Annotated in this window: 10 protein-coding genes and 1 pseudogene; 3 read left to right on the top strand and 8 right to left on the bottom strand. The window is 60.7% G+C overall.

Annotated elements, in window-relative coordinates; all coding sequences use genetic code 11:
* Positions 1-522 precede the first annotated feature (522 nt).
* Positions 523-1092, bottom strand: coding sequence for a HutD/Ves family protein (locus ACA041_RS01585; protein WP_497439586.1), 570 nt, complete (start codon positions 1090-1092; stop codon positions 523-525).
* 9 nt (positions 1093-1101) lie between these two features.
* Positions 1102-1770, bottom strand: coding sequence for a histidine utilization transcriptional repressor HutC (hutC, locus tag ACA041_RS01580; protein WP_497441987.1), 669 nt, complete (start codon positions 1768-1770; stop codon positions 1102-1104).
* A gap of 200 nt (positions 1771-1970) precedes the next feature.
* Here hutC and ACA041_RS01575 point away from each other — a divergent pair, with 200 nt between their 5' ends.
* Positions 1971-3335: a formimidoylglutamate deiminase gene (locus ACA041_RS01575; protein ID WP_497439585.1), complete on the top strand. Its 1365-nt coding sequence runs from the start codon at positions 1971-1973 to the stop codon at positions 3333-3335.
* Positions 3336-3454: 119 nt separating this feature from the next.
* Here ACA041_RS01575 and ACA041_RS01570 read toward each other — a convergent pair whose 3' ends face one another.
* Together ACA041_RS01570 and bamE are read right to left on the bottom strand one after the other, a co-directional pair.
* A complete protein-coding gene (locus ACA041_RS01570) occupies positions 3455-4024 on the bottom strand; it encodes a lipocalin family protein (RefSeq protein WP_497439584.1) in 570 nt (189 codons plus the stop codon).
* A gap of 31 nt (positions 4025-4055) precedes the next feature.
* The gene (bamE, locus tag ACA041_RS01565) at positions 4056-4310 is read right to left on the bottom strand and encodes an outer membrane protein assembly factor BamE domain-containing protein (RefSeq protein ID WP_497439583.1); all 255 of its coding nucleotides are present in this window, start codon (positions 4308-4310) and stop codon (positions 4056-4058) included.
* Between the two features lie 284 nt (positions 4311-4594).
* Here bamE and ACA041_RS01560 point away from each other — a divergent pair.
* Together ACA041_RS01560 and ACA041_RS01555 are read left to right on the top strand one after the other, a co-directional pair.
* Positions 4595-5629 (top strand): annotated as a pseudogene (locus ACA041_RS01560) (HAMP domain-containing protein); the annotation flags it as partial.
* A 93-nt stretch (positions 5630-5722) separates the two neighbouring features.
* Positions 5723-6487, top strand: coding sequence for a methyl-accepting chemotaxis protein (locus tag ACA041_RS01555; protein ID WP_497441986.1), 765 nt, complete (start codon positions 5723-5725; stop codon positions 6485-6487).
* Positions 6488-6604: 117 nt separating this feature from the next.
* Here the strand turns inward: ACA041_RS01555 and ACA041_RS01550 are convergent, their stop codons facing one another.
* The 4 genes from ACA041_RS01550 to ACA041_RS01535 all read right to left on the bottom strand — a co-directional run bounded on the left by ACA041_RS01550 (position 6605) and on the right by ACA041_RS01535 (position 13045).
* On the bottom strand, positions 6605-7207 hold the full coding sequence (locus ACA041_RS01550; RefSeq protein WP_497439582.1) for a DUF924 family protein: 603 nt from the start codon (positions 7205-7207) through the stop codon (positions 6605-6607).
* 2 nt (positions 7208-7209) lie between these two features.
* A complete protein-coding gene (locus ACA041_RS01545) occupies positions 7210-8220 on the bottom strand; it encodes a class 1 fructose-bisphosphatase (RefSeq protein WP_497439581.1) in 1011 nt (336 codons plus the stop codon).
* Positions 8221-8459: 239 nt separating this feature from the next.
* Positions 8460-9827, bottom strand: coding sequence for a DUF3999 domain-containing protein (locus ACA041_RS01540; RefSeq protein WP_497439580.1), 1368 nt, complete (start codon positions 9825-9827; stop codon positions 8460-8462).
* A complete protein-coding gene (locus ACA041_RS01535) occupies positions 9824-13045 on the bottom strand; it encodes a DUF2339 domain-containing protein (protein WP_497439579.1) in 3222 nt (1073 codons plus the stop codon). The genes ACA041_RS01540 and ACA041_RS01535 overlap by 4 nt, the downstream gene beginning before the upstream one ends.
* Positions 13046-13068: the final 23 nt, after the last annotated feature.

Below are 13068 nucleotides of genomic sequence, written 5' to 3'. Positions count from 1 at the left end.
GAAAAAGACTCCTCAGCGATCAATCCAAACCAACCCTGGCGGTGGGCAAGCCAGCCTGTGCGCATCGTTGCGCCACAAGCGAATCAGTGAACGTTGCGAGGAGTCTCGATCGACTCATACGCATACGTCTTTACTTGTACATACAAGCATATGCAATCGAGCGGCCAACTTGTTGGATAGGTGTTCAAGAAAAATGCTTCCAGTGCTGGAAAGCCTGTAGATCAAGGCTTCTACGTCACATGAAATTTTTCGAAAGGGTTTTTCGGAGGGGGTGGAGGCTTGTTACTTTCGCGTGGTTTTGCGCCACGCTGGGGCATTCGGTAACAAAGTGGTGCGCTGAGGGAAACGGGATTTGGGAGGGAAACGACATCGCGGGCAAGCCCACCCTCTGTAGGAGCGAGCTTGCTCGCGAAGGTCGTGAACGATAACGCGTAAAACCAGATGCCCCGGGGTGCGTTGAGGTTCTTCGCGAGCAAGCTCGCTCCTACAGAGGGCCATGTTTGCCCGCAAAAGGGTAATGGATCAGCGTGCAGTCAGTTCGATGACGCAGCAGGTGCCGTTGCTGGAGACTTCCTGCATGCCGACGTTACCGTCGAGCTGCAGGCAATCATGACGACCCAACTGTACATCGCTGTTACCGACCTTCAGTTCCAGCGCTTCGGTAACACTGAACACCACCACGGTCCCGGCCGAACTGAAAAACCGCTGCTCACCCGCCAGCCATTGCAACCGTGCGCTATAACGCTGCGGTGCATAAATCAGATTGAAATCGCGAATCGGCCCGCCGAGCAGTGTGCAGGACACCTGGCTCTCACCGCTGAAGGCAAACGGGTCCAGCGGTAACAATCGCCGCGTGTCCTGGCCATCGACGCGCAGGGTCATGCCCTCGCCCTGCAGCACGGTGATCACTCGCTCATAGCCGGCGAACGTCGAGAAGCCGCCCGACTCGCCAATGTCGGCAATCGACAGGCGCCAGCCGAAACCATCAAGGCCGGTGCCCGCATCGCGGGTGATTTCTTCGGTGCTGCCGCCGCCGTTTTTCCACGGCATGCGCGGGTAATCGGCCGCGCGTAGAACCTTCAACTGACTCATCTGTGCCTCTTACTTGTGAAAGCGCCCTTCCAGACGATGGCGCGAACCAGGGTGGATCAGGCGAGCGGCAGTCACCGGCTGACGACCGGACCAGGTCCGGCGACGAATCAGCAGGCACGGCTCGCCTTTTTCAATCTGCAGCAATTTGCATTCGGTCGACTCGGCCAGGATCGCCTCGACCACGTGTTCGCCTTCAGTCAGCGGCGCGACCTGGTTCAGGTAGGCATAAGGCGTTTGCAGGGTGAAATCCTGCTTGAGGTAGTCCGGCGCCACCAGTGCGTTGACGAAACGGTCTTCTATTTGCACCGGGATATCGTTTTCGAAATGCACGATCAGCGAATGGAAAACCTTCTGTCCTTCGCGCATGTCCAAGGCCAGGGCGCGCTCGGAACCGGCGGCCTCTTCTTCGAGGATGATCACCTTGCAGGTATGGCGATGGCCACGGGAGGCGATCTCGTCGGCGATGTTGTGCACTTCAAACAGGGCGGACTGGCTTTTCGGCTCGGCGACAAAAGTCCCGACGCCCTGCATGCGCACCAGCAGACCGTCGGCGGTCATCTCGCGCAGCGCGCGGTTGATGGTCATGCGGCTGAAACCCAGCTGACTGACCAGCTCGCTTTCCGACGGAACGCGGTAGTGCGGCGGCCAGTTTCCACTGTCGATCTGCTGGGTGATCATTTGTTTGACGCGGGCGTACAAGGGCGCCGGACTGTCGCCCAGATTGGCGCTCAGATTGGCATTCGGCGGCAATGTGGCAGGCGGAGTCGGCACGGTTGATCCTTGTTCATCTGAAAGAGATTGCTAGCTTGCCGGAGTTTACCCAGCAGGCAAACGTCTGTATATGTATATACAAATAACACACGATGGGGTGCTGAACCATGTCCGCCTTCTTTGCCGAACGCGCGCTGCTGCCTAACGGATGGGCCAACAATGTACGTCTTGAGGTCAGCGCCGACGGCGTCTTGACTCATGTCCAGGCCGATTCCCACGCAGATGGCGCCGAACGGTTAAGCGGTCCGCTGCTGCCGGGTATGCCCAATTTGCACTCTCACGCGTTCCAGCGGGCGATGGCCGGGCTGGCGGAAGTGGCGGGCAATCCGAACGACAGTTTCTGGACCTGGCGCGATCTGATGTATCGCCTCGTCGGAAAAATCAGCCCGGATCAACTCGGCGTCATCGCACGACAGCTGTACATCGAAATGCTCAAGGCCGGTTACACCTCGGTTGCGGAATTTCATTACGTGCATCACGACAGCAATGGCCAGCCGTACGCAGACCCGGCCGAACTGGCCTTGCGCGTCAGCCAGGCGGCCAGTTCCGCCGGTATCGGCCTGACACTGCTGCCCGTGCTGTACAGCCATTCCGGTTTCGGCGGCCAGGCTCCGAACGACGGTCAGCGCCGCTTCATCAACAGCACCGAAAACTACCTCAAGCTTCAGTCGCGCTTGCAACCGGTCCTGGCGCAGCAGCCGGCACAGTCCCTGGGGCTGTGTTTCCACTCGTTGCGTGCGGTAACACCGCAGCAGATCAACGAAGTGCTGGCCGCCAGCGACGAGCAGTGCCCGGTACACATTCACATCGCCGAACAGCAGAAGGAAGTCGATGACTGCCTGGGCTGGAGTGGCCGTCGTCCGCTGCAGTGGCTGTATGAAAACACCGAAGTCGATCAACGCTGGTGCCTGGTCCACGCCACCCACGCCAACCCGGAAGAAGTCACGCTGATGGCCAAGAGTCGCGCCATCGCCGGCCTGTGCCTGACCACCGAAGCCAACCTTGGCGACGGCATTTTCCCGGCAGTGGAATTCCTTGCCCAGGGCGGGCGCATGGGCATCGGCTCCGACAGCCATGTGTCCTTGAGCGTGGTGGAAGAATTGCGTTGGCTGGAATACGGTCAGCGCTTGCGCGATCAACGACGCAACCGGTTGTATGGCGCGGAACAGCCAATGGTTGGCCGCACGCTGTACGACGCGGCACTCGATGGCGGGGCTCAGGCGCTGGGGCAGCCGATCGGCGCATTGGCCGTTGGCAAGCGTGCGGACTGGCTGGTGCTGGATGGCAATGATCCGTACCTGGCGACGGCCAGTGGCGACGGGATTTTGAACCGGTGGTTGTTTGCCGGTGGCGATCGCCAGGTGCGGGATGTGCTGGTCAACGGCCAGTGGGTCGTGCGCGATGGGCGGCATGCTGACGAAGAAGAAAGCAACCGCGCGTTCACTCAGGTCCTGCGCGATCTCCTGGGCTGACCCCAAAACAAATGTGGGAGCGAGCCTGCTCGCGAGGGGCCGTCTAATTCAACTCAGATGTTGACTGACAGTCCGCTTTCGCGAGCAGGCTCGCTCCCACATTGGATCTTCAGTGATCGTCAGTTCGACGTTTTGGCCATCTTCGTATCGGACGCACGCCAGATCAATCGCGTGGTGTCGTAGCCCTGCTGACGCGCCTTGCTCAGCAGTTCTTCACGCACTACACCGTTGACCGTCGGAGTCCGCGACAGCAGCCACAGATACTTGCGGCTCGGGTCGCCAACGATCGCCGTCTTGTAGTCTTCACTGACGTACAACACCCAGTATTCCCCCTTTGCCACACCCGGCAGCAAACGCGAGAACCAGGTATCGAATTCGACCCACAGCTTGTCGGTCTTGCCCGGAATCTGTGGGTACGCCGTGCCCTTGGCCTCTTCCCATTGCCAGTCCGACGTCAGGCAGCGGTTCAACACCAGCACGTTGCCGTCAGGCTTGAGGGTGTAACGGGCTTCGGACTGTGCGCAGTTGCGCTGGAAGTACATCGGTAGACGAGCCAGCTCGTACCAGGTCCCCTGGTAGCGCTTGAGATTGACACTGTCGACGGTCTTGGGCGCCAACGGGTCTTCGCCAGAAGTGGCGCAGCCGGCCAATACCAGGCCGGCAAAAAGTAAAATCAGTAACCGCTTCATTGTTTTTCTCCCGTGGGCGTATCGCCCCGGATTACTTCAGACCTTGGCCGGAAAACATCAGCACTTTGTCAGCGGCGTACTGCACGCTGATAAAGCTGTTTTTGTCACCCCAGGTGCAACTGGACATGCCGAGCGCGCCCGAGCAGTCGGTGGGTTTGCCCAGCAAGGTTTCAACCTGGGCCTTGGGCATGCCTGTCTCCAGTTTCGAGTAGTTTTCCTGATTGACCTTGCTGCACGCAGCCAGCAACACGCAGAACGAAATCAGGGCGATAGAACGCAGCGACATGGTGAAGCTCCTGGGGCGAAGGGGAATGGCATGTCTGCCAAGCAGAAGCTTAGAAGAGAAAACCCACTTCTGGTTCCCTGACCGTCCGGCTATTTGTTTGGCGGCTGGTCTTCCTTTTTCCCGAGAAATATCCAGGTTCTTTGGTTGTTGAGTATTTCGTCGGTTTTGACGAAAGACGCCTAATCTTTGGCGCCGACCAGTCGACATAGAAGCAACGCAAAGCCAGTTCCTCTGGCAACTTGCCGCCCACTTTTGTTGACCAGCCCTCCGCGGTAGATCATTTAATGACCAGAAACATGAAATTCAGCCACAAGATTTTGTTGGCTGCCGCCCTCGTGGTGGCCGTTGCATTCGCTTGTTTCATCCTGTTCAACGACTATCGTCAGCGCCAGACCTTGCGCAGCAGTACCGAATCCTCGATGCAGGAACTCGGCAGCCTGACCACCAGCAACATCCAGACCTGGCTGGAAAGCCGTATCCAGCTGCTGCAATCGCTGTCCCAGCAGATCGCAGTGGATGGCAGCGCCCAAGCCAACCTCAAGCGCGCCATCGACCTGCCGGCTTACACCGGCAATTTCCAACTGAGTTACTTCGGCGGTGCAGATGGCGTGATGTTCTCGATCCCGGCCGGCAATCGCGCGGCGGATTATGATCCCCGCGCCCGTGGCTGGTACAAGGCGGCCAATACTGCGCAGCAGACTATCGTCACCGAACCCTACATCGCCGCCTCGTCCGGCAAATTGGTGATCACCGTTGCCACCCCGGTGAAACATCAGAACCAGATGATCGGCGTCGCCGGTGCAGACATCGATCTGTCCAGCGTCAGCGCCATCATCAACTCGCTGAATTTCGGCGGTCACGGCCACGCGTTCATTGTCAGCGCCGACGGCAAGATCCTGATCCACCCGGACAGCAATCTGGCGCTCAAGAGCCTGGCCGACGCTTACCCGAACGGTACGCCAACCGTCAGCCCTGGCATGAAGGAAGTCGAGATCGCCGGCAAGCGCCAGTTCATCTCCTTCACCCACGTCAACGGCGTGCCGTCGGCGGACTGGTATGTCGCGCTGGTCCTGGACCAGGACAGCGCCTTCGCAATGCTCAGCGAATTGCGCACCTCGGCGATCATCGCCATGGTGATCGCGGTGGTGTTCATCATCGCGTTGCTGGGCATGTTGATCCGCTTCCTGATGCAGCCGTTGCTGACCATGGGCCGCGCCATGCATGACATCGCCGAAGGCGAAGGTGACCTGACCAAACGCCTGACCATCCACGGCCATGACGAATTCGGCGCGCTGGGTACCTCGTTCAACCGTTTTGTGGAACGTATTCACAGCTCGATCCGCGAAGTGGCCTCGGCCACCGGCCAGGTCAACGAAGTCGCCTTGCGTGTAGTGGCCGCTTCGAACTCGTCGATGTTCAACTCCGACCAGCAGGCCTCACGTACCAGCAGCGTCGCTGCGGCCATCAACGAACTGGGCGCCGCCGCCCAGGAAATCGCCCAGAACGCCGCACTCGCCTCCCAGCACTCGAGCGATGCCCGCAGCATGGCCGAGGATGGTCAGCAAGTGGTGGATAGAACCATCGCGGCGATGCAGCAGCTCTCGGCGAAGATCAGCGACTCGTGCGCAAACATCGAGACGCTCAACAGCAACACGGTCAACATCGGACAGATCCTGGAAGTGATCACCAGCATCTCGCAGCAGACCAACCTGCTGGCGTTGAACGCTGCCATTGAAGCGGCCCGTGCCGGTGAAGCCGGACGTGGGTTTGCCGTGGTTGCCGACGAAGTGCGCAACCTCGCCCACCGCACGCAGGATTCGGCGCAGCAAGTGCAGAAGATGATCGAGGAACTGCAGGTCGGTGCCCGGGAAGCCGTCAGCACCATGACCGACAGCCAGCGCCAAAGCGAAAGCAGTGTCGGCATTGCCAATCAGGCCGGTGAACGCCTGGGCAGCGTGACCCAGCGCATTGGTGAGATTGACGGGATGAACCAGTCGGTGGCGACGGCGACTGAAGAGCAGACGGCGGTGGTGGAGTCGATCAATGTCGACATTACCGAGATCAATACGCTGAATCAGGAAGGGGTGGAGAATTTGCAGTCGACGTTGCGTGCGTGTGCGGATCTTGAGCAGCAGGCGGCGCGGTTGAAACAGTTGGTCGGCAGCTTCCGGATATAAGCTGCTTTCACTGGCGCCATCGCCAGCAGGCTGGCTCCCACAGGGGATTTGTGAACGACACAAACCAAATGTGGGAGCCAGCCTGCTGGCGATGGCGGCATCAGCTACAGCAGAAAACTAAAAGCGAGAACCAGGCCCCGAAAGAAACGCCAGTTCCTCAGCCGTCGACTCCCTTCCCAGTACCGCATTCCTATGCGGGAACCGTCCAAACCGCGCAATCACCTGGCGATGCTTCTCGGCATAATCCAGATAATCGGTAAACAATGCTCGATCGGCCCCCGGCTGTTGCGCAACCAGATCGATATAGCGTGAAACGGCTTCATTCTGCACCGCCAGATTCTCGCAATGCTCGAACACCAGGTAGATAAACACCCGCTGGATCGGTCGCAACTGCCGGTCGAAATCCGCAGCAATGCCTTGCGCTACCAGTGCCTGAGCCCTGAGATCGCCTGAATAGGATTTGGGGGAGTCGCGAAAGATCATTCGCGGGAGTTGATCGAGCAGCAGCACCAGGGCCAGCCAACCTTCGGGGCGTTGCGCCCAGTCAGTCAATCCGCCGGCCAGTGCCTGCTCGACCCAGTCCCCGAAACGCGTCTGCGCTTCGAGGTCCTGGCTGTCGCGCTTGCCGAACCATAACTTGCCCTTGTCAGCCGCTATGTCGTGTGGGGATTCGAGGGTTCCGAACCACCATTCGAGCAACGGCTGCCAGGGCGCGGTCATGTTTATTCCTTGTGATAAGCCGTGACGCGTGCGACTTCTTCTTTCGAGCCGAGGAACACTGCTACGCGCTGGTGCAGGCCTTCCGGTTGAATGTCGAGGATACGCTGATGGCCGTCGGTGGAGGCGCCGCCAGCCTGTTCAACCAGGAACGACATCGGGTTGGCTTCGTACATCAAGCGCAGTTTGCCCGGCTTTGATGGCTCGCGGCTGTCGCGTGGGTACATGAACAGGCCGCCACGGGTCAGGATACGGTGCACGTCGGCAACCATCGCGGCAACCCAGCGCATGTTGTAGTTCTTTTTCAGCGGGCCTTCTTCGCCAGCCAGCAATTCGCCGACGTAGCGTTGTACAGGCGCTTCCCAGTGACGCTGGTTGGACGAGTTGATCGCGAATTCCTGAGTGGAATGCGGGATCTTGATGTCTTCATGGGTCAGCACGAAGCTGCCCATTTCGCGGTCGAGGGTGAAGCCTTTCACGCCGTCGCCCAAGGTCAGGATCAGCATGGTCTGTGGACCGTAGATCGCGTAACCGGCGGCAACTTGCTGGGTGCCTGGCTGCAGGAAGGCTTTTTCGCTCAGGGATTCGTTCTGGCTCAGGTGCTCGTTCGGGCAACGCAGTACCGAGAAGATGGTGCCGACCGGCGCGTTGATATCGATGTTCGACGAACCGTCCAGCGGGTCAAATACCAGCAGGTACGCGCCTTTCGGGTATTTGCCCGGAATCTGGTAGGCATTGTCCATTTCTTCGGACGCCATGCCGGCCAGGTGACCGCCCCATTCGTTGGCTTCGAGCAGGATCTCGTTGGAGATCACGTCGAGTTTCTTCTGCACTTCGCCTTGGACGTTTTCGGTGCCCATGCTGCCCAGTACACCACCGAGGGCGCCTTTGGACACGGCGTGGCTGATTTCCTTGCAGGCGCGCGCCACCACTTCGATCAGGAAACGCAGATCGGCAGGGGTGTTGTTGCTACGGGTCTGCTCAATCAAATAGCGACTCAGGGTAACGCGGGACATGGAAGGCTCCGGTGGAATGGGGGGGCTAAAAACCCGCGCAGTTTAACGCGAGTCGGGGCGCATTTCCTCCTATCAGACGTGTTACACCCGATAGAGTTCATGCACCCCGTTGAGCGTAGTTCGAAACCGGCTTTTTTACCGACAGATAAATCGCCTTCGCGAGCAGGCTCGCTTCCACATGGAATGCGCACATCTGTGGGAGCGGCTTGCTCGCGAATGGCGCGTAGCGCCAGCGATTCTCAGGATCTGGCAGCAGGCTTGCGCAACAGACTGAACGCCATCGCCGCCAGGAACAAAACACTCAGCAACAACACCGCCCACAACCCGAACTTTTTCCAGTTCGTGTCAGTCGCCGCCGGGACTCCAGCCGCCAACACCGGTGCAACAACCGCCCCGCCATCAACCGTAGCCGTGCCCAACGTCGCCAGCTTCGCCGCACTGTAATCCGGTATCAGCGTCGACAACGGCAGGTTCGCCGCCTTCACTGTCGCATTCCCCAGCGCCAGCGTATAAGGCCCGGCCCCGCGAGCCAGGAACACCAGTTGCGTGGCGCGCACGGCAAACTTCACGGTCGGCGCCTGCTCACCCAGTCCGCCGCCACGCTCATCCACTGTCAGCTTGAGTTCTTGCACAATTTGGCCAGGCAGCAGCAATTCATCCTGCACCACATCATGGCCATTCTGGGTCAGGCGATAGAGCAATCCACCGCCCAGCGGCTGCCACGGCAAGCTGCTTTCCCGACGACCGGACAAGGTCACGGGCGCCAGGCTGTTGGGTTGATTGAGCTCGATCTGCAAACGCTCGACATTCAAGCGCATCGGCAATTGCCAGGTGTATTCGCCCGCCTTCACGCGGCTGCCAGCCAAAGGTTGCGACCAGACCAACGGCGTCGGCAAACTCCGGGCACTTCCCAGTTGTGCCGAAGTCAGGATCGGCGCCGATTGCGGAGTGTTCCACAGCAAGCGCAGATAACGCGCCGACTGACCCGGCAGGCCGACTTCATGCTGCTCGACCCGTTCGTCGGCAAACGTCAGCCGCGCTACCTGCCCTTCACCCCAGGATTGCCAATGCTGCAAATCGTCACTGGCCTCGATAGTGAAACGCTGGAAGCCGTCGCGCTCGCTGGCCCAGTCGAGGATCAATTGCTGCAACGGCGCCTTGATGCCGCTGGCATCGAGCAACCAGCCGCGCAGCACTTCTTCGCCCGCCTCCAGCTGACTGGACGGCTGCACTTGGACCAATGTGCCATTGGCAGTCGATTGCACCCGTACATTCGGCGCACGCCGGGTGTCATCCGCCGAGTCGTACAGCGGGAACCATTTCACGTCGGTCAGGGTGCGATCTTCAGCCGACTGTGCGGGGACTCGAGCCAAGGCGTAGGCCTGGGCTTCACCGGCGGCATTGAACACCCTTACATCGCCAAGGTCGGTTTGCCGTGCATTCAGTTGCACGGCCAGGGGCAATTCGAGGCGATACCACGGCCCTTCCCCGCTGACGGTCAACGGTAATTGCGTGGCGAAGTCCCCCGGTTTTTCCTGGGCAGCGGCCGACAGCGCCACACTCATCGCAAAAGCGGCCAACCAGATCAGGTTCAGCTTTTGACTCAAGACGACACTCCTTGGGTTTGCGGGGCCGGCTTTCCAGGATCCGGCACAGGCTCGGCGCGCTTGGGAGGCAAAGGGGCAAAATAGCCCACCACCAACAGCAAGACGCCGACGCCGATAAACGACACGATCCGCGCCAGCCCGCCCCGGTTACTCAATTCGACAAAGAACAGCTTGGCCACCACGATGCCAATCAATGCCGCACCGATCAGCCACACCTCGCGGCGATGACGCAGATGACCGCCGATCATCAGACTCAGGGCCATCAAGGTCCAGACGATGGAAAGGCCGGCCTGAACCAGCATGGATTCGAGCAAGGCATCCAGTTCGAACGGCACATCGCCCCAGTGGTGGGCGGTGCGCATCACCAGCGCAGTAAAGAACGCAAACAGCGAAATCCCGGCGATCAGCTGCGTGGCATGCGCGGCGTAATCCTGGCGAATCGCCAATGCCGTCACCGCACTGCGGGACCAGACGTAGACGCCAAACAGCGCGAACAGCAGGCCCAACTCCAGCGGATTGATCAGCGGCACATAGGGCAGCGGCTCGGCGGTGCCATCGCTGACGATGTTCGCCAGCCAGAACCAGCCGAGCATCAGCAACGCCAAGGGCGCTGCCGCATACACACGGTATTCCCGGAAATAAGCCGACACCGGCCATGGCCAGGCACGGGGCGCGGCTGCGAGCACCAGATAAAGGCTTGGCAGAATCGCCAAGCCCAACCAGCGCCAGGCGTTGTATTGCTCGGACCACAACAGCAAGCCGTAACGCAGCTCCAGCGCCAGCACACCGATCAGTAGCCAACATCCGAGCACATGCGCGGCACTCCGGGGACGCGCCGGCAGCATCGGCGCCAGACGTCGCAGCGAGATGAAGTGCACAACGAACACCATCACCCAGGCCAGCCAACCGAAATCGGCGGCCGGGTGATAACGCGAATGCCAGGCCGCCAGCAACACCAGGCCGGCAGCGGGCATCAGACAGGTGCAGAGCACCGCCAGCGACGGCCATTCAAGACGCAACGCCAACACTGCCCACAAGACGACACTGACCGCTGCGATCATCAGCAACAACGTTGCTTGCATTTCCCCAGGGGCAAAACGCAGCACTTCACTGATCCAGGCCAGCGCCCACCAGCCCGCCCCCCACACCAGCAGCACGTCGGACAAACGCTGCAAACTCAGGGCATCGATCGCCGCGGCAGGGTTGCCGAGCTGCAGACGCCAGGCCCCGAACAGCGCGGCCAGCCCCAGCAGCATCGGGGTCCAGAAACCACCGTGAGCCAAGGGGCGCAAACCTTCACCGGCCAATGACCCGAGCAGATCAGATCCGGCCAGCAGGAATGCCGCGCCACCCAGTAGCTGCACGGCAAAGGCGGTGAACAGGAACGTGCGCGATTGCAGACGCAGGCCGACAAACAGCGTCGCCAACCCGGCCAGCGCCCAACTGATTGCCGTGCCCTGAATGAAGAAGAACAACGGCGCCAGCAAGTAGAGGAAGGCCAGGCCGAGGCAGGCCAACGCCGGCAACCCTCTACGTTCCCAGTGCGATGCCTGATCAGGCGAAGCCCTGTGTAATTGATAGAAGCTGAATAACAACGCCATGCCGAGCATCAACGCGCCCAGCGGCGACCCTTCCAGCAGGCTGCTCTCGCCGGTTCGCAGCTCACTGAGGAACGTCAGCGCCGAGCCCAGTTGCAGCAGCAAGGCGAAGGCCCGGGCCAGCGGTCGTTGCTGACGCAAGCCAAGCCAGAAAATCCCCGCGCCTTCCACTGCCCAGGCGGCAGCCGTCCAGCGGGCATCGAGCCCCAGCGGAATCGCCAGGCTGGCGAAGATCACCCCCAGCGCCAGACAGGTTTCGGCCAACAACAAGGCTCCACCACCCGCCAGCAATCGGGCGAGCCCCATGTAGATCATGCCCAGCGCCAGCGCACTGAATGCAGCGGCGAACTCCAGGTGCTGGACCAGCGCAAATTGCAAACCGAAACCCACCAATGGTGGGCCGAACAGCAAGGTGCCATCGACATAATCGCTCTTGCGCGCCGACCAGCGCAGCAGCGACGCGTGGCCATCGTCCTCGGGCGCGTCGCTCCTGTGCAGCAGCTTGCGCCGGGCGAACAGCAGGCCGATGGCCAGGTACATCAGGAAAAACACAATCAGGAAGGGTTCAGTGCTCCACAACAGGTCGGGCGTATAGGAACGCAGCCCCCAGGCGAAGCCGATGCCGAAGGTGCCGACAAAACCGATCAGGTTGAGCAAACGCCAGGCCTTGAACCAGGCGATGGCGAGGATACCGGCGTTGAGCAAGGCGAAGTAACTGAACAGCGCAACATGATTGCCGGCGCCGGTGGAGGTCAGGAGCGGTGCGGCGAAACCGCCGAGTGCCGCCGCGGCCGCCAGCCCCAAGGCGTCCTGGGTAATGGCAAGAATCGCCGAGAACACCGTCACTGCAACCAGCAGGCCTAACGCAGCCGTTGGATCGAGCAGCGGGTGCAGGCGCATCGCGGCAAACACGGTCAGGTACAGCACCGCGATCCCGGTGCCTTGCAGCATCAAGGCGTAATGGCTGTTGCGTGCTCTGAGCCACCAACCCAGCCCCAGAAGGCCCAACGCTACCGCCGCGACACCGGCGTAACGCAATTCAATCGGCAGCACCATGCCTTCGGTGGCGTAGCGCAGCAGAAACGCGAGGCCGAGGAACAATAGCACTACGCCGATACGCAACACGGTGTTGCCGCCGAACAGCCAGGCGCGGACGCCGCCGATAGCGCGCTCGATGAAATCGGGGTCGCGAGGGATGGCCGATTGTTGCGGTTCGCGGGCAAACGGTTTGGGTTTCCAGGCATCGACGGGAGGTGGGCGACTGGTTTCGGTTGTCGTAGCGGCTACGGGTTCGAACTCCGGCGGGAGCTCCCAGATCAATTCGGGGGTTTGCTCAGGGACTGCATCGGGAGCCACTTCAGGGGGCGGGGAAAGCTCGCTGGCCGCAGGCGATTTGACGCCTGACATTTCCAGCAATGCCAGACGTTGCTCGACTGCATGCAGTGCAACCTTTGACTGCTCAAGCAGCAGGCGCTGCGCGGCAGCCTGCGAACCCAAACGGCCGATGCAAATGGCCTGGCCGATCCCCAACCCAAGCAGTGCGCCCAACAGCGCATCGCTGAACGACTCGTCGAGCATCCAGCCCAGCACCAGCCCAATCAGCATGAACATCCATTGCATGGTCGATATCCCTAAGCGGCCCA

It is taken from the genome of Pseudomonas sp. LBUM1676, assembly GCF_059695605.1.
This window is presented reverse-complemented; position numbering and strand designations above follow the sequence as displayed.

What these genes read in the sequence shown, in the direction of transcription:
- ACA041_RS01585 (WP_497439586.1), bottom strand. Translation starts at nt 1,092, where the DNA reads ATGAGTCAGTTGAAGGTTCTACGCGCGGCCGATTACCCGCGCATGCCG.
- hutC (WP_497441987.1), bottom strand. Translation starts at nt 1,770, where the DNA reads ATGATCACCCAGCAGATCGACAGTGGAAACTGGCCGCCGCACTACCGC.
- ACA041_RS01575 (WP_497439585.1), top strand. Translation starts at nt 1,971, where the DNA reads ATGTCCGCCTTCTTTGCCGAACGCGCGCTGCTGCCTAACGGATGGGCC.
- ACA041_RS01570 (WP_497439584.1), bottom strand. Translation starts at nt 4,024, where the DNA reads ATGAAGCGGTTACTGATTTTACTTTTTGCCGGCCTGGTATTGGCCGGC.
- bamE (WP_497439583.1), bottom strand. Translation starts at nt 4,310, where the DNA reads ATGTCGCTGCGTTCTATCGCCCTGATTTCGTTCTGCGTGTTGCTGGCT.
- ACA041_RS01555 (WP_497441986.1), top strand. Translation starts at nt 5,723, where the DNA reads ATGTTCAACTCCGACCAGCAGGCCTCACGTACCAGCAGCGTCGCTGCG.
- ACA041_RS01550 (WP_497439582.1), bottom strand. Translation starts at nt 7,207, where the DNA reads ATGACCGCGCCCTGGCAGCCGTTGCTCGAATGGTGGTTCGGAACCCTC.
- ACA041_RS01545 (WP_497439581.1), bottom strand. Translation starts at nt 8,220, where the DNA reads ATGTCCCGCGTTACCCTGAGTCGCTATTTGATTGAGCAGACCCGTAGC.
- ACA041_RS01535 (WP_497439579.1), bottom strand. Translation starts at nt 13,045, where the DNA reads ATGCAATGGATGTTCATGCTGATTGGGCTGGTGCTGGGCTGGATGCTC.